Here is an 18,486-nt window from a genome sequence, read left to right as displayed (position 1 = left end):
GCAGGGCACCAGGGGATGGGCGGGGACGTGCATGGCTGACGAGGTCGTCGGGATCGTCGGGGCGGGGATCATCGGGCTCGCGATCGGCCGGGAGATCACCCGGCGGCGGCCGGGGACGCGGATCGTCGTCCTGGAGAAGGAGGACCGGGTCGCCGTCCACCAGACCGGGCACAACTCCGGGGTCGTGCACGCGGGCATCTACTACAAGCCCGGCAGCCTGAAGGCGGAGCTGTGCACGCGCGGCCGGGCCATGCTGCGCGAGTACTGCGCCGAGCGGGGGATCCCGTACGACGAGTGCGGCAAGCTCGTCGTCGCCGTCGACGAGGACGACGCGGCCCGCCTCGGCGACCTGGAGGCGCGGGCGGCCGAGAACTCCGTGCCCGGGATGCGGCGCCTGGACGCGGCGGGCATCCGGGAGATCGAACCGCACGCGGCGGGCCGCGCGGCGCTCCACTCCCCGCACACCGCCATCACCGACTTCACCCGCGTCGCCGAAGCGTTCGCCGACGACATCGCCGCCGCGGGCGGAGAGGTCCGCTTCGGCTTCCCCGTCACCGGCGTCCGGACCTCCGGCACGGGGGTGGAGGTCGTCTCGGGGGAGCAGCGCGTCCGGGTCGGCCACCTGGTCGTCTGCGCGGGCATCCACGGCGACGTCGTGTCCGGCCTCGCGGGCGACGACCCGGGGCCGCGGATCGTCCCGTTCCGGGGCGAGTACATGACGATCGTCCCGGCGAAGGCGCACCTGGTGCGCGGCCTCATCTACCCGGTCCCGGACCCGCGCTACCCGTTCCTCGGCGTGCACTTCACCCGGCGGGTGTCGGGGGACGTCGAGGTCGGCCCCAACGCCGTCCTCGCGCTGGCCCGCGAGGGGTACCGCCGCTCGGACGTCTCGCTGCGGGACCTGCGCGACATCGCCGGCTGGGCCGGGTCGTGGCGGATGGCGCGGCGGCACTGGCGCACCGGCGTCCGGGAGGTCCACGGGTCGCTGTCGAAGCGCGCCTACATGAAGGCGGCGCGGCGATACGTGCCGGAGGTCGGGCCCGGGGACGTGGTCCGCGCGGGCGCCGGGGTGCGCGCCCAGGCCCTCGACCGCGACGGCGGCCTGGTGGACGACTTCCGCATCCACCGGCTCGGCGCGGTCACCGCCGTCCGCAACGCCCCCTCGCCCGCCGCGACCTCGTCCATGGCCATCGCCGAGTACATCGCCGACGTCCTCGAAGGGAAGAAATGAGCGAGCATCCGAAGCCCTCCGCCCGTGCGCGCGACCTCGTCCGGGGCGCCTACGACCTGCACGTCCACGTGGCCCCCGACGTGGTGGAACGGCTCATCGACGACCTGTCGGTCGCGCCGCGGTTCGCGGCGGCGGGGCTGGGCGGCTTCGTGCTGAAGTCGCACTACTTCTCCACCGCGGAGCGCGCCGCCGTGGTGCGCGCCGCCGTCCCCGGGGTCGACGTCGTCGGGGCGATCACGCTGAACGGCCCGGTCGGCGGCATGAACCCCCTCGCGGTGGAGCTCGCCGCCCGCGCCGGCGCCCGGTTCGTGTGGCTGCCGACCGTCGACAGCGCCAACCAGCGCGCCTGCACGGCGAGCGCGCCCGAGGGCGCCCGGCCGCCGATGTGGGCGCAGCTCCAGGACGAGCTGCGCGCCGAGGGGATGGCGGCCGACCCGGTCGACATCGTCGGCGGCGACGGCGGGATCACCGAGCCCACCCGCCAGGTGCTCCGGGTGATCGCCAAGTACGGCATGACGCTGGCCACCGGCCACCTCAGCGCGGACGAGATCGGCACCGTCGTGGACGCGGCGGTCGAGGCGGGCGTGCGGCGCATCGTCGTCACCCACCCCGAGTTCACCTCCCAGCGCGTCGCCGTCGACCGGCAGCGGGAACTCGCGGCGAAGGGCGCCCTGATGGAGCGCTGCTTCACCACCGCCTACACCGGCAAGGTCTCCTGGGACGTCTGGCTGGAGAACATCCGCGCCGTGGGGCCCGAGCACTCCGTCCTGTCGAGCGACCTCGGCCAGCCCTTCAACCCGCCCGTCGAGGACGGCATGGCCCTGATGGCCGACCGCCTCCTGGCAGAGGGCTTCACCGAGGACGAGGTGCACCGGATGGCCGTCCTGAACTCCCGCCGCCTCGCCGCCGCCGACGGCTGAACCCCTTGTCCGAGAGCCCCGTCAGCGCGGGGCGGGGCCGGTGGAGCGGCGGATGGCGAGGTGGGACGGGAGGACGACCCGGGCGCGGGGCGGGCGGATGCCGTCGCGGTCGCGCATCGCGAGCAGCATGTCGACGGCGGTCCGGCCGGACTCCTCGTACTTGCCGGCGAGGGTGGTCAGCGGCGGGGAGCAGAAGTCCGCGCCGAAGATGTCGTCGTAGCCGACGACGCTGAGGTCCGCGGGGACGGACACGTCCCGCTCGGCGCAGCGGCGCAGGACGCCGATGGCGAGCAGGTCGTTGTGCGCGACGGCGGCGGTGGCGCCGGTGCCGAGCGCGGCGTCGGCCGCGGCGGCGCCGCCGGCCATGGTCGGCGGGAACGGCCCGATCCGCCGGGCGGCGATGCCGTGCCGGTCCGCCGCCGCGACCAGCGACTCCCAGCGGCGGGCGCCCAGCCAGGAGCGGGGCGGCCCGCCGAGGAACACGATCGAGCGGTGGCCCAGCGAGGCGAGGTGCTCGACGATCTGCCGGGTGCCCTCGGCATGGTCGACGATCACGCTGGGCACCTCGCCGACCTGCCGGCTGATCAGCGTGAGGCGGTGCCCGGCCGAGAGCTTGACGATCTCCTCGTCGGACATGCGGCTCGCCGCGATGACGTAGCCGTCCACCGACGGGCCGAGCCGCTCGATGTTGCGGGCCTCGACCTCGGGCGACTCCTGGGTGTCCCCGACGATGAGCGTGCAGCCCGCGGCGCGGGCCTGGTGCTCGGCGCCGCGGATGACCCCGAAGAAGTGCGGGTTGGTGATGTCGGAGACGAACAGCGCGAGGGTGTCGGTCCGGCCCGAGGGCAGCGCGCGGGCGAGGGTGTTCGCGCGGTAGCCGAGCCGGGCCGCGACCTCGGCCACCCGGGCGGCGGTCACGGCGTTGACGCGTCCGGGCTTGGACAGCGCCCGCGACACCGTGGACGGCGACACCCCGGCGTCCTTCGCCACGTCGTAGATCGTCGGCCGTCCGCCGCCCGCTTTTCCCTCGGCCATCCGCCGCCCCTCCGCTCGGTCCGCGTGCGCCGGGACAGTCTCGCAGATGGAAACTTTTGGCAACCGCTTGCCATCCCGCGACCAGCCATTTTAGTGTCAACGGCACATTGCAGACATGTGGTGGGGGTCACAACGCGGCCCGCCACCCGCGAGCGAAGAACGGATCACATGCGGGCGATCGTGCTGACCGGACCACGGCGCATCGAGGTCGTGGACTCCTGGGCCGAACCGGAACCCGGGCGGCAGGACGTGGTCGTCGAGATGGGGGCGGTCGGCCTGTGCGGGTCGGACCTCGGCGTCCACGACGGCACCCGCCCCACGCCCGCGCTGCCCTGGGTGCCGGGACACGAGGGCGGCGGCCGGATCGTCGCCGTGGGGCCGGACGTCCGCGACCGCCGGGTGGGCCAGCGGGTGGTGGTGGAGCCCAACTACTGCTGCTTCTCCTGCCCGCCGTGCGCCCGCGGCATGACGTCCGGGTGCGAGAACCGGCTGAGCCCCGGCATCACGGTCCCGGGGCTGCTCGCCGAACGGGTCGCCGTCCCCGCGCGGTTCGCCTGGCCGCTGCCCGCCGCGCCCGGTGGCGAGGTGGGCGCCGAGGTGCTGGCGTGCGTCGAGCCGTTCGCGGTCGCCCGGTCGGCGGTCCGCCGCGCCGGCGTGGCCCCGGGCACCGACTGCCTGGTCGTCGGCGCCGGATCGCAGGGCCTGCTCACCTGCCTGTCGCTCGCCGAGGCCGGGGCCCGCGTGTACGTCACCGACCCGCGCGCCGACCGGGTCGCGGTGGCCGAGCGGATCGGGGCCCGGCCCGTCCCGCCGGACGGCGGACGCGCCTTCCCGTTCGTGTTCGACACCGCCGGGGTCCCCGCGGCCTGGGAGACCTCGGCCCATAGAGTCGCGACCGGCGGGACCGTCATGGTGATCGGCATGAGCGGCGAACCGGTCGGGCTGTCGACGATGGAGCTGACCCGGCGGCAGCTCCAGGTCCGCGGCTCCCTCATCTACGACCACCCGGACGACTTCGCCGCGACCGTCGCGGCGGCCGCCGGGGCGGCGCCCCGGCTCGCCGGGCTGCTGCGCCCGGGCGTGCCTCCGGCCCAGGCCGAACGCGCCTTCGCCGAGGCCCGGACGGCCCCCGGCAAGACCTGGATCGACCTGTCCGACTGGGGAGAGGACCCCCGATGACCTCTGCCGCCGCCGCGCCGCCGGGCCGCCGTCCCGGCCGCCTCCTGCGGGCGCTGTCCACGGCCGAGGCCGTCACCGGCAGCGTGCTGCTCGCGGTGATCGGCCTGCTCACGCTGCTGCAGGCCGTGCAGCGCTACCTGCCCAGCGGGGGCTGGGTGTGGACGGGCGAGCTCGCGCGGTTCGCCTTCGTCTGGCTCACCTTCGCCATGTCGGGCTACCTCGCCGCGCGCGACGGCCACATCGCGCTGAAACTGGTCGACATCGTCGCCGGGCCCCGGCTGCTGCGCCTCGTCGGCATCGTCGCCAACGTCACCGTCGCGATCGTCTGCCTCAACCTCCTCTACGAGGCGTGGGTGCTGGTGATGGAAGACGACGGGCAGACGTCGCCCGCACTCGGCATGCCGATGCGCTTCTTCTACCTGATCCCGCTCGCCGGGCTGCTCCTCACGATCGTCCGCTCGGTCGTCGCGATCTTCCGGCCGGAGCCGGAGATGGACGAACCCGGCCCGGCGGACGAGACCCACCCGACGCACGAGGCGGATGAGACATGAGCATGGTGCTCCTCGGCGCGGCCATCGCCGCGCTCCTGCTGCTGCGGGTCCCCGTGGCGTTCGCGCTGCTCGGGCCGTGCCTCACCTACGTCTCCTTCGAGGGCTACTCGGCGGGGCTGAGCGTCCGGCAGGCCACCGAGGCCGTGAACAGCTTCCCGCTGCTGGCCGTCCCGCTCTTCATCCTGCTCGGCGTTGTCGCCAACCACGCCGGCATCGCCGACCGGCTGTTCGACTTCGCGCTCGCCGCCATCGGCCGGGTCAGGGGCAGCCTCGGCTACGTCAACATCGGGGTGAGCCTGGGGTTCTCCTGGATGAGCGGCTCGGCGCTCGCCGACGCCGCCGGCCTCGGCAAGGTCGAGGTCCCCGCGATGACCCGCAACGGCTACCCGCCCCGGTTCGCCGTGGGCATCAGCGCCGCGTCCAGCCTGCTCGGGCCGGTCATGCCGCCCAGCATCCCCGCGGTCGTCTACGCCGGCATCGCCGGAGTGTCGACCGGGGCGCTGTTCGCCGCCTCGGTCGCCCCCGCGTTCCTCATGGCGATGGGCCTGGCCGCCGCCGTGTACTTCCTGCTGCGCCGCCGGAGCGACCTGCGCGGCGAGCCCTTCTCCTGGGAGGTGCTCCGCCGCACGGGGGTGCGCGTCATCGGCCCGCTGGGCGCGCCCGTGATCATCCTGGGCGGCATCCTCGGCGGCTGGTTCACGCCGACCGAGGCGGCGGCGGTCGGCGCCGCCTACGTGCTCGTCCTCGGCGCCGCCTACCGCCGCATCACCTGGCGGGACCTGTTCCCCATCGCGAAGGAGACCGCGGCGACCACCGCGTCGATCACCCTGATCGTCGGCGCGTCCGGGCTGCTCGCCTGGATCCTCGCCCGGGAGCGGGTCCCCCAGCACATCTCCGAGACGATGCTCGGCCTCACCGACAACGCGCTCGTGTTCCTGCTGCTGGTCAACGTGCTGATGATCCTGCTGGGCGCCATCCTGGAGGGCATCTCCGTCCTGGTGATCACGGTGCCGATCCTGCTGCCGATCGCCGCCGAGTTCGGCGTCGACCCCATGCACTTCGGGGTGATCATCATCATGAACCTGATGATCGGGCTGCTCACCCCGCCGATCGGCGCGGTGCTCTACGTGATGAGCCCGGTCGCGCGGATGCCGGTCCACGAGGTCTTCCGCGGCACCCTCCCGTTCCTGCTCCCGCTGCTGGTCGTCCTGCTGCTGGTGACGTTCGTGCCCTCGATCGTCACCTTCCTGCCCCGGCTGCTCGGCCTGTAGCGACCCGGGCCCGTCACCACCCGCGACCCGATACCCCCACCCCCGTGAGGAGCAAGGCAGATGGCTAGAACACCCACCGTGAGACTGGCGGTCCTGGCCGCCGCGTCGGTCCTGGCGGCCGGCTGCAGCGCGATGAACAGCGGCGACGACGGCGGGACGGTCACGCTGTCGTTCGCCAACAGCTACACCACCCAGCATCCGCACAGCCGCTGCGGCATCCAGGCCGTCGCCGACGCGGTCAACGGCCAGGACCTAGGCGTGAAGATCGAGACGTTCCCGAACAGCCAGCTCGGCAACGACGCCACGCGCTTCACCTCCGTCAGGTCCGGCGACCTCGACATGGACGTGCAGGGCTCGTCCGCGCTGGCCGCGAGCCACGCCCCGATCGGCGTCCTGGACATGGCCTACGTGTTCGACGGGCCGGACCACCTGTTCTCCTTCTTCGACGGGGAGCAGGGCAAGCGCCTGAAGGCGGAGTTCGCCGAGGCCACCGGCACCCGCATCCTGGACGTCTGGTTCTTCGGGATGCGGCACTTCAGCGCCAACTCCCCGATCCGCGAGCCCGGCGACTTCAAGGGGCTGCGGATGCGGTTCCCCGACTCCAAGGTCTACCTGGAGAACGCCAAGGCGATCGGCGCCAAGCCCACCGCGGTCGCGTTCGAGGAGCTGTACCTCAGCCTCCAGCGCAAGATCATCGACGGGCAGGAGAACCCGATCCCGACGATCGCCGAGAAGAGCCTCGACGAGGTGCAGACCCACGTCAGCCTCACCGGCCACCAGACCGGCTCCCAGATGATCGTCATCAACGACGGCAGCTGGAAGAAGCTGAGCACCGAGCAGCAGGCGGCGCTGCAGAAGGCCGTCTCGGAGACCCGGGCGGGCAACCGCAAGTGCATCGAGGAGGACGAGAAGAAGATCCTCGCCGAGTGGAAGGGCAAGGGCGAGCCCGCGGTCGTCGAGGACGTCGACCGCACCGCCTTCGCCGAGAAGGCCAGGAAGTACTTCGGCGAGACCCTCGAAGGGGAGCAGGCCGAGCTGTTCAAGATGATCCGCTCCACCGCCCCCTGACCGCCCGCGCCCGGCTCGCCGCGACCGCCCCCGGGACCGCCCCCGCGGCGGCCGGTGAGCCGGGCACCGACCTGAACCGGCCGCCCGGGAACGGAGGAACGCCCCATGCGACGGTCGATCGCGACGGTGTGCCTGTCCGGCACGCTGGAGGACAAGCTGGCCGCGGCCGCGGGCGCCGGGTTCGACGGCGTCGAGATCTTCGAGAACGACCTGCTCGCCTGCCCGCTCACCCCCGAGGAGATCGCGGGACGCTGCGCCGACCTCGGCCTGGCGGTCGAGCTCTACCAGCCGTTCCGTGACTTCGAGGCCGTCCCGGAGGAGCTGCACCGGCGCAACCTGCGCAGGGCGGCGCACAAGTTCGCGCTGGCGCGGCGGCTCGGCGCCGACACCGTCCTCGTGTGCTCGTCGGTCGCGCCCGAGGCCGTCGATGACGACGCCCTTGCCGCCGCGCAGCTGCGCGCCCTCGGCGAGCTGGCCGCCGAACACGGCGTGCGGGTCGCCTACGAGGCCCTGGCCTGGGGGAAGCACGTCCGGACGTGGGAGCGGTCGGCGGAACTCGTCCTGCGGGCCGACCACCCCGCGGTGGGGCTGTGCCTCGACAGCTTCCACGTGCTGTCACGCGGCGGCGACATCGCGGGCATCACGGAGTTCCCCGCCGAGAAGCTCTTCTTCCTCCAGCTCGCGGACGCCCCGCACATGCGCATGGACGTGCTCCAGTGGAGCCGCCACCACCGGCTCTTCCCCGGGCAGGGCGCGTTCGACCTCGCCGGATTCACCTCGCGCGTGCTCGCGGCCGGCTACGAGGGCCCGCTGTCGCTGGAGGTCTTCAACGACGTCTTCCGGCAGGCGCCCCCGGGCCGCGCGGCCGTCGACGCGATGCGCTCCCTGATCGTGCTCGAGGAGGCGTGCGTCCGCCGCGCCCCCGCGACAGCGGACACCGCGGAGGCCCGCCGCTTCGCCGAGCCGCCCCCGCCCGCCCCCGCGCCGGAGGGGTTCGCGTTCGTGGAGCTGGCGGTCGACGCCGAGTCCGGCACCGAGGTGGCCCGGACGCTCGCCGCCACCGGGTTCGCGCACATCGGGCAGCACCGGTCCAAGCCGGTGGAGCTCTGGCAGCAGGGCGACGCACGGGTCCTGCTCAACGCCACCGGCTCGTCCCGGGCCGCGATCGGCGCCTTCGCCGTCGAGACCGGCGACCCCGAGGGCGCGGCGCGGCGCGCCACTGCGCTGCTGGCCCCCGCGCTGCCGCGGACCCGCGGCGCGGCCGAGGCCGACCTGACGTCGGTGGCCGCCCCGGACGGCACCGCCGTCTTCTTCTGCCGGACCGGCGCCGCGGACGGCTGGCTCGGCGACTTCATCCTCTCCGGCTCCCCGGGCCCGGGCCGGACCGGCATCACCGCGATCGACCACCTCGGGCTCGCGCAGCCCTTCGACGCGTTCGACGAGGCGACCCTCTTCTACCGCTCGCTGTTCGGCCTCGCGCCCGAGCACGACGCCGAACTCGCCGCGCCGTTCGGGCTCGTCCGCAGCCGGGCCGTCACCGACCCGCGCCGCAGGCTGCGCCTCCTGCTCGACGGCACCGTGCTGCGGCGCGGCTCCTGGGCGCCGGCCGTCCCCGACCCCCAGCACGTGGTGTTCGCGACCGGCGACATCTTCCGCACCGCGCGGGCGCTGCGCGAGCGCGGCGCCCCGGTCCTGGACGTCCCGGCGAACTACTACGACGACCTGGACGCCCGGCTCGCGCTCGACCCCGGGCTGCTCGCCGCGCTGCGCGAGCACAACGTGTTCTACGACCGGGACGGCGACGCCGAGTACTTCCACCTCTGCACCCCGATCCTCGGATCGCGGGTCTTCTTCGAGTTCGTGCAGCGGTCTCCCGGCTACCACGGCTACGGCACCGCCAACGCGCCCGTCCGCATGGCCGCCCACCGCGCGGCCCACTCCTGCGCTAGGGGATGAGGACGCCGGGGTTGAGGACGCCGGACGGGTCCAGCGCGGACTTGGCGGCGGTCAGCGCGGCGGCGAACGGGCCGGGGCGCTGCCGGTCGTACCAGGGGCGGTGGTCGCGGCCGACCGCGTGGTGGTGGGTGATCGTGCCGCCGCTCGCGGCGATCGCCTCCGACACCGCGGCCTTGATCTCGTCCCACTGGGCGACCATGCCGCCCCAGCGGCCGGGCGCGTAGACGCCGAAGTACGGCGCCGGGCCGTCCGGGTAGACGTGGGTGAACCGGCACGTCACGACACCGTCGCCCGCGACCGCGCGGACCGCCTTCCGGGCGGCGTCGGTGACGGCGGCGTGCAGCTCCGCGAACCGGTCCCAGGTGCACGCCGTCTCGAACGTCTCGGCGATCACCGCGTGCCGGGCCAGCGCGTCCCGCTGGTAGGGCATCCGCAGGAACGACGACCGCCAGGTGTCGCCGGTGCTCTCTCCGGCGGGCTCCTCCCGGACCTCGCCGCCGTGGTCGCGGCACAGCTCAAGGGCCCGGTCGAGGGACGCCTGGACCGGGTGGCCGGCGGACTCGAACGCCAGCAGCAGCACGCCGCCCTCCACGGCGACGCCCGTGTTGATCAGCGCTTCGGCGGCGTCGAGCAGCCGGCAGTTCGCCGGGTGCAGCCCGCTCTGCGCGACCGCCCGGGTCGCCGCCACCGCGGCGGTGTAATCGGCGAACCGGACGGACGCCCTGGCCCGCCAGCGCGGCCGCTCCTGGACCCGCATCCAAGCCTCGGTGATGATCCCGAGAGCGCCCTCGCTGCCGAGGAACAGCCGGTCCGGGGCCGGTCCGGCGCCCGAGCCGGGCAGCCGCCGCGACTCGGCGACCCCGGCCGGCGTGACCACGCGCATCGACTCGACCATGTCGTCGATGTGGGTGTAGAGGGTCGCGTAGTGGCCGCCGGAGCGGGTGGCCAGCCAGCCGCCGAGCGTGGAGAACTCGAACGACTGCGGGAAGTGCCGCAGCGTCAGCCCGTGCGGCCTGAGCCCCGCTTCGAGCCGCGGCCCGAACACACCCGCCTGGACGCGGGCGGCGCGGCTCACCGGGTCGACCTCCAGGACACCGTCCAGCTGCGCGAGATCGACCGTCACCGCGGGACGGTCCTCGAACCGCGGCTCGACGCCGCCGACCACGGAACTGCCCCCGCCGTACGGGATCACGGCGATCCCGTCGCGGGTGCACCAGTCGAGCAGGTCGACCAGGTCCGTCTCGTCGCGGGGCCGGGCGACGAGGTCGGGCACGTGCCGCAGGTCGCCGTGCAGGTTGCGGACCACGTCCCGGAACGCCTTGCCGTGCGCGTGGGCGGCGCGGTCGGCAGGGTCGGCGGAGCACAGCGCGGCGAGCGCCTCCGGCGGGCTCACCCTGGGGGCCGGCAGGTCGAGCGAGCCGACGTCCGGCGGCTCGTGCCCGGTCAGCTCCCCGGACGTCAGGGCGCGCACCCGCGAGAGCAGCGACTCCAGTTCCGCGCCGCTGACGGCGTCCTCGACGTTCCCCCAGCCCCACCACGAACGCGCCATGACCGTCCCTCCAATTTCGGACCACCGTAGCGACCCCCGCCCGAAACCCCGTCGACTTGCGGCGTGTTGTTGTTATGGAGCGCTCCGTAACAACAACACGCCGCAAGTCGACGAAACTTGGTGGGGGTTAGGTGGGGAAGGGGCCTGCGCGGCCTAGGAGGGCCTGCACCGGGCTGTCCAGGCGGTCGGACAGCCAGGCGGCCGTCTCGGTCACCTGGGCGATCTCCACGCCGGTCGGTACGCCGCTGCGGTCCAGGGCGTACACGAGGTCCTCGGTCGCGATGTTGCCGGTGGCGGCGGGCGCGAAGGGGCAGCCGCCGAACCCGCCGGTGCTGGCGTCCAGCGCGCTCACCCCGTGGTCGAGCGCGGTGAGGGCGTTGGCGTACCCGGTGTTGCGGGTGTTGTGGAAATGGCAGCGCAGCGGGATGTCCGGGGCGATCTCCCCGGCGCCCTCCAGGAGGGTGCGGACCTGGGCGGGGACGCCGACGCCGATCGTGTCGGCGATGGCGATCTCGTCCGGGGGCTCGCTCTCGGTGATCCGCCGGACGAGGTCGAGGACCTTGTCGGCCGGCACCTCGCCCTCGAAGGGGCAGCCGAACGAGGCGGCGAGGGTGACCGAGACGAAGAGCCCGGCCTCGTGGGCCCTCGCGGCGATGGCGGCCCAGTTGGCGACGCCCTCGTCGACCGTGCAGCCCTGGTTGCGCCGGCTGAACTCGTCCGTCGACACGACCACGACGTTGACCTCGTCGACCCCGGTCGCCAGCGCCCGGTCGAGCCCCCGCGGGTTGAGGACGAGGCCGGCGTAGCTGACGCCGTCGACGCGTGGGACGCCCTCCATCACCGCTTCGGCGTCGGCCATCTGCGGCACCCGCTTGGGGTTGACGAAGCTGACGGCCTCGATCCGGCGCAGCCCCGCGGCGATGCTGCGCTCGATGAGCCGCACCTTGTCGGCGGCCGGGAGGATCGCGGCCTCGTTCTGCAGCCCGTCCCGAGGGCCGACCTCGATCACTTCGACTTCCGCCATCCAGGTCCCCTTGTATGCAATCTGTGGGTGGTATGTCGAATTTACACAGGTCACACCTTGTGTCAAGCAGGTTCGAGTGTCTATGTTGCATGCAATCGACCCCAGAGGAGGTTCGGATGGCCCGAGCCGTGGACCGTGTGTACACACGGCTGCGCGCCGACATCCTGGACGGCGTCCACCCGGCCGGCGCGCGGCTCGGCGAGGCGGAGCTGGCCGGGGCCACCGGCTCCAGCCGCACGCCGGTGCGGGAGGCGCTGCGCCGGCTGGAGGTCGAGGGGCTCGTCGAGATCCTGCCGCACCGCGGCGCCCGGGTCCCGGACTGGACGCCGGAGGACCTGGAGGAGATCTACGACCTGCGGATGCTGCTGGAGGGCGCCGCCGCCCGCCGCGCCGCCACCCGGATCGAGCCCGAGGACACCGCCCGCATGGCGGAGCTGTGCGAGCTCATCGAGCGGTGCTGCGCGCCCGGCGGCGCGCAGGACCTCGACCGGGTCGCCGAGCTGAACGCCGAGTTCCACGGCATCGTCCGCACCGCGTCCGCCAGCGGCCGGCTGGTGTCGATGCTCAACAGCGTCACGCAGCTCCCGCTGGTGATGCGCACCTTCCACCGCTACTCGCCCGGCGACCTCGACCGCAGCTGCGCCCACCACCGGGAGCTGGTCGCCGCCCTCCGCGCCGGCGACGGCACCTGGGCCGAGTCGGTGACGCGGGCGCACGTGCTCGCCGCCAAGGCGGTGCTGCTGCGCGCCGCCTCCGCCGAGGTGAGCGCCGAAGAGACGTCCCCCCGAAACGACTGAACACACGGAAACGAGGACCCGCCAGATGTCCATCGATGACGGCGCCGCCCAGGCCGCCCGAGGCCCCCTCTCCGACCTGCGCGTGGTGGAGATGGGGCAGCTGCTCGCCGGCCCGTTCTGCGGGCAGCTCCTCGGCGACTTCGGCGCCGAGGTGATCAAGCTGGAGTCGCCGGGCGCCGGCGACCCGATGCGCCAGTGGGGACGGGAGAAGCCGCACGGCAAGTCCCTGTGGTGGCCGGTGGTCGCCCGCAACAAGAAGTCGGTGACCTGCAACCTGCGCACCGAGGAGGGCCAGGACCTCGCCCGGCGGATCATCGAGCGGGCCGACATCGTCGTGGAGAACTTCCGGCCCGGGACGCTGGAGCGCTGGGGCCTGGACTACGAGCGGCTGCGCGAGATCAACCCCGGGCTGGTGCTGGTGCGCGTGTCCGGCTTCGGGCAGACCGGCCCCTACTCGCCCCGGGCCGGGTACGGGTCGATCGGCGAGGCGATGGGCGGCATCCGGTACGTGACCGGCGACCCGGGCAACGCGCCGTCCCGCGCCGGGATCTCGCTCGGCGACTCGCTCGCCGCCGTGTTCGCCACGATCGGCACGCTGGTGGCGGTGCACAACCGCACCCGCACCGGGCGGGGCCAGGTGGTCGACTCGGCCATCTACGAGGCGGTCCTGGCGATGATGGAGTCGCTGCTGCCCGAGTGGGCCGTGGCCGGCTACCAGCGGGAGCGCACCGGCTCCGTGCTGCCCAACGTGTCGCCCAGCAACGTCTACCCGACCGCGTCCGGCGAGATGATCCTCATCGCCGCCAACCAGGACACCGTGTTCGCGCGGCTCGCCAAGACGATGGGCCGCCCCGAGCTGAGCGACGACCCGCGCTACGCGGGCCACGCCGCCCGGGGCCGGAACATGGCGGAGCTGGACGACATCATCGCCGCCTGGTCGGCCGGCGTCGAGACGGCCGAGCTCCTGCAGACCCTGCACGACAACGGCGTCCCGGCGGGCCGCATCTACACCGCCAAGGACATGTTCGAGGACCCGCACTTCGCCGCCCGCGACGCGATCGTGCGGCTCGCGCACCCCGACTTCGGCGAACTGCCGATGCACAACGCGTTCCCCAAGCTCAGCGAGACCCCCGGCGCGGTACGGCACCCCGGCCCGGGACTCGGCGAGCACAACCAGGAGGTCTACGGCGGCCTCCTGGACCTGGACCAGGCCCAGATCTCCGCGCTGTCGGAGCGCGGAGTCATCTGACCGTCAACGACGACAACCCGGGAGGCCAGCATGGGCTATCGCCTAGGCGTTGATGTAGGAGGCACGTTCACCGACGTGCTGCTCGTGGACGAGGAGACCGGCGTCAGCCATCGGGCGAAGACCGCGTCCACTCCGGAGGACCAGTCCCTGGGCGTCCTCAACGGCATCCGCAAGGTGTGCCGGGACGCCGGGATCGACCTCACCGAGGTGGCGCACGTCCTGCACGGCACCACGGTCGCGACGAACGCGATCCTCCAGGGGAAGGGCGCGCGGGTCGGCCTGGTGACGACCGAGGGCTTCCGGCAGGTCCTGCAGATCGCCCGGTCGTACGTGCCGGGCGGCCTGGCCGGCTGGATCATCTGGCCGAAGCCCGAGCCGCTCGCGAAGCTGGAGCACACGGTGGAGGTCCCCGGCCGGATCGCCTCCGACGGCTCGGTGGTCGCCCCGCTGGACGAGGAGCGCGCCCGCGCCGAGCTGCGCCGCCTCGCCGGCGGCGGCATCGAGGCGCTGACGATCGCGCTGATCAACTCGTTCGCGAACGACGGGCACGAGCGGCGGGTCGCCGAGCTGGCCGCCGAGGAGCTGCCCGGCGTCCCGGTGTCGCTGTCCAGCCGCGTCCTGCCGGAGATGCGGGAGTACGAGCGCACCGTCACGACCGTGGCGAACAGCTATGTGCAGCCCGAGGTGTCCCGGTACGTCAACAATTTGGATCGTTCCCTGACCGGCAGCGGGATCACCGCGCCGCTGTCGGTGCTGCGCAGCGACGGCGGACTGACCCGGGCGGCCAAGGCGGCCGAGGACCCGGTGGCGCTGCTGCTGTCCGGCCCCGCCGGCGGCGTGACGGGCGCGGTGTGGTTCGCCGAGCAGGCCGGGTTCAAGGACTTCCTCACGTTCGACATGGGCGGCACGTCCACGGACGTGGCGCTGGTCCTCGGCGGGCAGCCCCGGATCGGGCGGGAGACGAGCGTCGGCGACCTGACCGTCCGGGCGACGAGCGTCGACGTGCGCTCGGTCGGCGCGGGCGGCGGGTCGATCGCGCACGTCCCCGAGCTGACCAAGGCGCTGCGCGTCGGCCCCCAGTCGGCGGGCGCCGACCCCGGGCCCGCCGCGTACGGGGCGGGCGGCACCGAGCCGACCGTCACCGACGCCAACGTCGTCCTCGGGTACCTGCCGCAGGACCTCGCCGGCGGGGAGATCTCGCTGGACGCCGAGGCCGCCCGCAAGGCCGTCCGCGGCGTCGCCGACGCGATGGGCCTGCCGAGCGTGGAGGCCGCGGCGGCGGGCATCGTCGACATCGTCAACGAGAACATGCTCGGCGCGCTCCGGCTGATCAGCGTTCAGCAGGGCTTCGACCCGCGTGAGTTCGCGCTCATGTCGTTCGGCGGCGCCGGGCCGCTGCACGCCAACGCCCTCGGCCGGCTCACCGGCTCCTGGCCGGTGATCGTCCCGCCGTCGCCGGGCGTGCTGTGCGCGTACGGGGACGCGACGACCTGCCCCCGCGACGAGGCCGCCCGCACGATGGTGCGCCAGTTCTCCACCTTGGACAACGCCGAGCTGCGCACCGCGCTGCGGGAGCTGGCCGACACCGCCGCCGCGCGGCTGGAGTCCGAGGGCGTGCCGCGCGACGTCCAGACGCAGACGTACCAGATCGACCTGCGCTACCACGGGCAGGGCTTCGAGATCCCCGTCGAGGTGGACCGCGCGGCCGTCGACGGCGACCTGCTGGCCGAGCTGGGCGCCGCGTTCGACGCCGAGCACAAGCGGCTGTTCTCCTTCCTGCTCGACAACGAGCGCGAGGTGATCAACCTGCGCGTCACCGTGAGCGGCCCCCGCCCGGAGGTCGCCTGGCGCACGCTGCCCGAGGGGTCCGGCGACCCGTCCGCCGCGCTGGTCCGCGAGACCGAGGTGTGGATGGACGGCGAGACCCGGCGCGCGCACATCTACGACCGTTCCAAGCTGCTCGCCGGGGACGTGGTGACCGGCCCGGCCATCGTGGTCGAGATGGACTCCACCACGCTCGTGCTGCCCGGCCACGCCGCGACCGTGCACCCGAGCGGCAGCCTGCTGATCCGTCCGACGGAGGAGAGCTGATGGCCGAGATCCTGCAGACCAACACCGAGCCGGTCGGCCGGGTGGACATCGACCCGGTCACCCTCGACATCATCGAGAACGCGCTGCGCAACGCGCGCTACGAGATGGACGAGGTCCTCTTCCGCACCGCGCTGTCGCCGGGCATCCGCGAGCAGCACGACGAGTTCCCGCTGATCGCGAACCCGGACGGCAAGATGGTCGTCGGCCAGTTCGGGCTGTCGGTGCCGGACTTCCTCGCCAACTTCGACGGCACGATCGGCGAGGGCGACATCCTGATGACGTCCGACCCGTACGCGTGCGGCGCCGCGATCAGCCACGCCAACGACTGGCTGCTGGTGGTGCCGATCTTCCACGAGGGCCGGCTGGTCGGCTGGGCGTCGATGTTCGGCCACATGTCGGACGTCGGCGGCAAGACGCCGTGCTCGATGCCCGCCGACGCCCGCACGATCTACGAGGAAGGCGTGATCGTCCCGCCGTTCAAGCTGTACGAGGGCGGCGTGCTGAACGAGGCGGCGCTCGGCATCATCCTCAACCAGGTGCGGATGCCCGAGTGGAACCGCGCCGACCTGAACGGCCTCGTCGCCGCCTGCACCACGGCGGCGCGGCGGGTGACCGAGCTGTGCGACCGGTTCGGCGTCGAGGCGTACCTGTCCGCGCTGGACGACCTGCTCGACCGCAACTACCAGGCCATGAAGGTCCTGCTGGCGACGCTGTTCGAGGACGGGCAGACGCTGGAGTTCGCCGACTACATCTGCGACGACGGCTGCGGCTACGGCCCCTACGAGCTGAAGATCTCCCTCACCCGGCACGGCGAGAAGATCCATCTGGACTTCTCGCACGCCGCGCCGCAGGCGGTGGGGCCGGTCAACTACTTCATCAACGAGAACCTCGTCCGGATGTTCTTCGGCATCTACGTGATCACGGTGGCCGACCCGCAGATCCTGTGGAACGACGGCTTCTACCCGCTGATCGACGTGACGATCCCCGAGGACTCGTTCTGGAAGCCGCGCCACCCCGCCGCGCTGAACGCCCGCAACCACGGCATCGGCCGGGTGTTCGACCTGTTCGGCGGGCTGCTGGGGCAGACGAACCCGGAGATCCTGAACGCGGCCGGGTTCTCGTCCTCGCCGCACTTCATGTACTCCGGCCACTACACCTCGGGGCCGCGCGAGGGCGAGTGGTTCCAGCTGTACTCGATCGGGTTCGGCGGGGTGCCGGGGCGCCCGGTCGGGGACGGCCCGGACGGGCACTCGCTGTGGCCGTCCTTCCGCAACATCCCCTGCGAGTACCTGGAGTCGTACTACCCGCTGCGCATCGAGCGGTGGGAGACCATCGCCGACTCGGGCGGCGCGGGCCTGCACCGGGGCGGCAACGGCGTGGACGTCGCGTACTGCTTCGAGGAGCCGGGCACGATCGCGATCCACGACGACCGCTGGCTCACCTACCCGTGGGGCGTGAACGGCGGCCGTCCGGGGGAGCGGGGCCGCAAGTGGATCGACCGGGCGGACGGCACCCGCGAGGTGCTGCCCAGCAAGATCCACGACGTGCCGGTCGGCCCCGGCGACGTGCTCCACTTCGTCACGTGGGGCGGCGGCGGGTGGGGCGACCCGCTGCAGCGCCCCGCCGAGCTGGTGGCACTGGAGGTGCGGCGCGGCCTGGTGACCGCCGAGGGCGCCCGCGACTACGGCGTCGTCTGCACCGCGGACGGCACCCTCGACGAGGCGGCCACCGAGCGGCTGCGGGCGGAGATGGACGAAGCGCGGGCGGAGGTCCCCGTGTTCGACATGGGTCCGCCGCTGGCGGAGATCCTCGACCGGTGCGAGGAGGAGACCGGGCTGCCCGCGCCCCGGCCGCCGGTGGACGTCCGCTCCGCCGCCGCGCTGCACGGCCGGCGATGAGCGGCGGCGGGCCGGCGCGGGAACCGGTGCAGGACCTCGCCGCGGACTACCGGGACTCCGGCTTCGGCGCGAGCCTCGGCTGCGGCACCGCCCCCGCGGTGCTCGCGATCGACCTCGCCCGCGCCTACCTGGTGGACGGCTCGCCGCTGCGCGCCCCGGTCGAGGGCGCGGTGGCCGCGGCCGGCACGCTGATCGGGGCGGCGCGGGCGGCGGGCCTGCCCGTCCTGCACACCCGGGTGGTCCTGCAGCCCGGGGGCGCCGACGGCGGCCTGTTCGCCCGCAAGGTCCCCGCGCTGCGGGTGTTCGAGGAGGGCAGTCCCCTCGGCGGCTTCGCCGAGGGGGCCGCCCCCGAGCCGGGCGAGACCGTGGTCACCAAGCAGTACGCGAGCGCGTTCCACGGGACGTCGCTGGCGGCGACGCTGACCTCGGCCGGCATCGACACGCTGCTGATCTGCGGGCTCACCACGAGCGGCTGCATCCGCGCCAGCGCGACCGACGCGCTGCAGCACGGGTTCCGGCCCCTGGTGGTGGACGAGGCGTGCGGCGACCGCGACCGCCGCTTGCACGAGGCCAACCTGCTCGACCTGGAGGCCAAGTACGCCGACGTCCTTTCCCTCGACCGGGCGCTGGACACCATCAAGACGGCGAGCGCAGGCCCCTGACACAC

Annotated in this window: 15 protein-coding genes; 12 read left to right on the top strand and 3 right to left on the bottom strand. The window is 73.5% G+C overall.

Annotation, left to right across the window (positions count from 1 at the left end):
- Positions 1 to 31: 31 nt before the first annotated feature.
- Together lhgD and IEZ03_RS26805 are read left to right on the top strand one after the other, a co-directional pair.
- On the top strand, positions 32 to 1,231 hold the full coding sequence (gene lhgD, locus IEZ03_RS26810) for an L-2-hydroxyglutarate dehydrogenase (RefSeq protein ID WP_184879965.1): 1,200 nt from the start codon (positions 32 to 34) through the stop codon (positions 1,229 to 1,231).
- Positions 1,228 to 2,151, top strand: a complete 924-nt coding sequence (locus IEZ03_RS26805) for a DUF6282 family protein (RefSeq protein WP_184879967.1) — start codon at positions 1,228 to 1,230, stop codon at positions 2,149 to 2,151. The genes lhgD and IEZ03_RS26805 overlap by 4 nt, the downstream gene beginning before the upstream one ends.
- A gap of 21 nt (positions 2,152 to 2,172) precedes the next feature.
- Here the strand turns inward: IEZ03_RS26805 and IEZ03_RS26800 are convergent, their stop codons facing one another.
- Complete coding sequence (locus tag IEZ03_RS26800; RefSeq protein WP_184879969.1) at positions 2,173 to 3,186, bottom strand: LacI family DNA-binding transcriptional regulator; 1,014 nt, start codon at positions 3,184 to 3,186, stop codon at positions 2,173 to 2,175.
- Between the two features lie 168 nt (positions 3,187 to 3,354).
- Here IEZ03_RS26800 and IEZ03_RS26795 point away from each other — a divergent pair, with 168 nt between their 5' ends.
- The 5 genes from IEZ03_RS26795 to IEZ03_RS26775 all read left to right on the top strand — a co-directional run bounded on the left by IEZ03_RS26795 (position 3,355) and on the right by IEZ03_RS26775 (position 9,211).
- Positions 3,355 to 4,365: a zinc-dependent alcohol dehydrogenase gene (locus IEZ03_RS26795; RefSeq protein WP_184879971.1), complete on the top strand. Its 1,011-nt coding sequence runs from the start codon at positions 3,355 to 3,357 to the stop codon at positions 4,363 to 4,365.
- Entirely contained in the window at positions 4,362 to 4,916 is a 555-nt protein-coding gene (locus tag IEZ03_RS26790) for a TRAP transporter small permease (RefSeq protein ID WP_184879973.1), read from the top strand. Before IEZ03_RS26795 ends, IEZ03_RS26790 begins: the two co-directional genes overlap by 4 nt.
- Positions 4,913 to 6,187: a TRAP transporter large permease gene (locus IEZ03_RS26785; RefSeq protein ID WP_184879975.1), complete on the top strand. Its 1,275-nt coding sequence runs from the start codon at positions 4,913 to 4,915 to the stop codon at positions 6,185 to 6,187. Before IEZ03_RS26790 ends, IEZ03_RS26785 begins: the two co-directional genes overlap by 4 nt.
- Before the next feature lie 60 nt (positions 6,188 to 6,247).
- Positions 6,248 to 7,255: a DctP family TRAP transporter solute-binding subunit gene (locus IEZ03_RS26780; RefSeq protein WP_184879977.1), complete on the top strand. Its 1,008-nt coding sequence runs from the start codon at positions 6,248 to 6,250 to the stop codon at positions 7,253 to 7,255.
- 105 nt (positions 7,256 to 7,360) lie between these two features.
- Positions 7,361 to 9,211 (top strand): bifunctional sugar phosphate isomerase/epimerase/4-hydroxyphenylpyruvate dioxygenase family protein, encoded by a 1,851-nt coding sequence (locus tag IEZ03_RS26775; RefSeq protein ID WP_184879979.1) that lies wholly within the window; start codon positions 7,361 to 7,363, stop codon positions 9,209 to 9,211.
- Here the strand turns inward: IEZ03_RS26775 and IEZ03_RS26770 are convergent.
- Positions 9,201 to 10,760 carry an FAD-binding oxidoreductase gene (locus IEZ03_RS26770; protein WP_184879981.1) on the bottom strand — a complete coding sequence of 520 codons (1,560 nt, stop codon included), beginning with the start codon at positions 10,758 to 10,760 and terminating at the stop codon, positions 9,201 to 9,203. The two genes, IEZ03_RS26775 and IEZ03_RS26770, sit on opposite strands and share 11 nt — an antisense overlap.
- 127 nt (positions 10,761 to 10,887) lie before the next feature.
- Positions 10,888 to 11,784 carry a hydroxymethylglutaryl-CoA lyase gene (locus IEZ03_RS26765; protein WP_184879983.1) on the bottom strand — a complete coding sequence of 299 codons (897 nt, stop codon included), beginning with the start codon at positions 11,782 to 11,784 and terminating at the stop codon, positions 10,888 to 10,890.
- A 116-nt stretch (positions 11,785 to 11,900) separates the two neighbouring features.
- On the opposite strand from IEZ03_RS26765, the gene IEZ03_RS26760 reads away from it, so the two are divergent.
- The 5 genes from IEZ03_RS26760 to IEZ03_RS26740 are packed head-to-tail and all read left to right on the top strand — an operon-like array spanning position 11,901 to position 18,481.
- Positions 11,901 to 12,581 carry a GntR family transcriptional regulator gene (locus IEZ03_RS26760; RefSeq protein WP_184879984.1) on the top strand — a complete coding sequence of 227 codons (681 nt, stop codon included), beginning with the start codon at positions 11,901 to 11,903 and terminating at the stop codon, positions 12,579 to 12,581.
- A gap of 25 nt (positions 12,582 to 12,606) precedes the next feature.
- A complete protein-coding gene (locus tag IEZ03_RS26755; protein WP_184879986.1) occupies positions 12,607 to 13,830 on the top strand; it encodes a CaiB/BaiF CoA transferase family protein in 1,224 nt (407 codons plus the stop codon).
- A 30-nt stretch (positions 13,831 to 13,860) separates the two neighbouring features.
- A complete protein-coding gene (locus tag IEZ03_RS26750; RefSeq protein WP_184879988.1) occupies positions 13,861 to 15,921 on the top strand; it encodes a hydantoinase/oxoprolinase family protein in 2,061 nt (686 codons plus the stop codon).
- Positions 15,921 to 17,819 carry a hydantoinase B/oxoprolinase family protein gene (locus tag IEZ03_RS26745; RefSeq protein ID WP_184879991.1) on the top strand — a complete coding sequence of 633 codons (1,899 nt, stop codon included), beginning with the start codon at positions 15,921 to 15,923 and terminating at the stop codon, positions 17,817 to 17,819. Before IEZ03_RS26750 ends, IEZ03_RS26745 begins: the two co-directional genes overlap by 1 nt.
- Positions 17,816 to 18,481 (top strand): isochorismatase family protein, encoded by a 666-nt coding sequence (locus IEZ03_RS26740; RefSeq protein WP_184879992.1) that lies wholly within the window; start codon positions 17,816 to 17,818, stop codon positions 18,479 to 18,481. The genes IEZ03_RS26745 and IEZ03_RS26740 overlap by 4 nt, the downstream gene beginning before the upstream one ends.
- Positions 18,482 to 18,486 lie beyond the last annotated feature (5 nt).

This window comes from Actinomadura livida, from assembly GCF_014648675.1.
In the GTDB taxonomy this organism is placed as follows: Bacteria; Actinomycetota; Actinomycetes; order Streptosporangiales; family Streptosporangiaceae; genus Spirillospora; species Spirillospora livida.
This window is presented reverse-complemented; position numbering and strand designations above follow the sequence as displayed.

Excerpts from the sequence above, each read along its gene's own strand:
- lhgD (WP_184879965.1), top strand. The coding sequence starts at position 32 with ATGGCTGACGAGGTCGTCGGGATCGTCGGGGCGGGGATCATCGGGCTC.
- IEZ03_RS26805 (WP_184879967.1), top strand. The coding sequence starts at position 1,228 with ATGAGCGAGCATCCGAAGCCCTCCGCCCGTGCGCGCGACCTCGTCCGG.
- IEZ03_RS26800 (WP_184879969.1), bottom strand. The coding sequence starts at position 3,186 with ATGGCCGAGGGAAAAGCGGGCGGCGGACGGCCGACGATCTACGACGTG.
- IEZ03_RS26795 (WP_184879971.1), top strand. The coding sequence starts at position 3,355 with ATGCGGGCGATCGTGCTGACCGGACCACGGCGCATCGAGGTCGTGGAC.
- IEZ03_RS26790 (WP_184879973.1), top strand. The coding sequence starts at position 4,362 with ATGACCTCTGCCGCCGCCGCGCCGCCGGGCCGCCGTCCCGGCCGCCTC.
- IEZ03_RS26785 (WP_184879975.1), top strand. The coding sequence starts at position 4,913 with ATGAGCATGGTGCTCCTCGGCGCGGCCATCGCCGCGCTCCTGCTGCTG.
- IEZ03_RS26780 (WP_184879977.1), top strand. The coding sequence starts at position 6,248 with ATGGCTAGAACACCCACCGTGAGACTGGCGGTCCTGGCCGCCGCGTCG.
- IEZ03_RS26775 (WP_184879979.1), top strand. The coding sequence starts at position 7,361 with ATGCGACGGTCGATCGCGACGGTGTGCCTGTCCGGCACGCTGGAGGAC.
- IEZ03_RS26770 (WP_184879981.1), bottom strand. The coding sequence starts at position 10,760 with ATGGCGCGTTCGTGGTGGGGCTGGGGGAACGTCGAGGACGCCGTCAGC.
- IEZ03_RS26765 (WP_184879983.1), bottom strand. The coding sequence starts at position 11,784 with ATGGCGGAAGTCGAAGTGATCGAGGTCGGCCCTCGGGACGGGCTGCAG.
- IEZ03_RS26760 (WP_184879984.1), top strand. The coding sequence starts at position 11,901 with ATGGCCCGAGCCGTGGACCGTGTGTACACACGGCTGCGCGCCGACATC.
- IEZ03_RS26755 (WP_184879986.1), top strand. The coding sequence starts at position 12,607 with ATGTCCATCGATGACGGCGCCGCCCAGGCCGCCCGAGGCCCCCTCTCC.
- IEZ03_RS26750 (WP_184879988.1), top strand. The coding sequence starts at position 13,861 with ATGGGCTATCGCCTAGGCGTTGATGTAGGAGGCACGTTCACCGACGTG.
- IEZ03_RS26745 (WP_184879991.1), top strand. The coding sequence starts at position 15,921 with ATGGCCGAGATCCTGCAGACCAACACCGAGCCGGTCGGCCGGGTGGAC.
- IEZ03_RS26740 (WP_184879992.1), top strand. The coding sequence starts at position 17,816 with ATGAGCGGCGGCGGGCCGGCGCGGGAACCGGTGCAGGACCTCGCCGCG.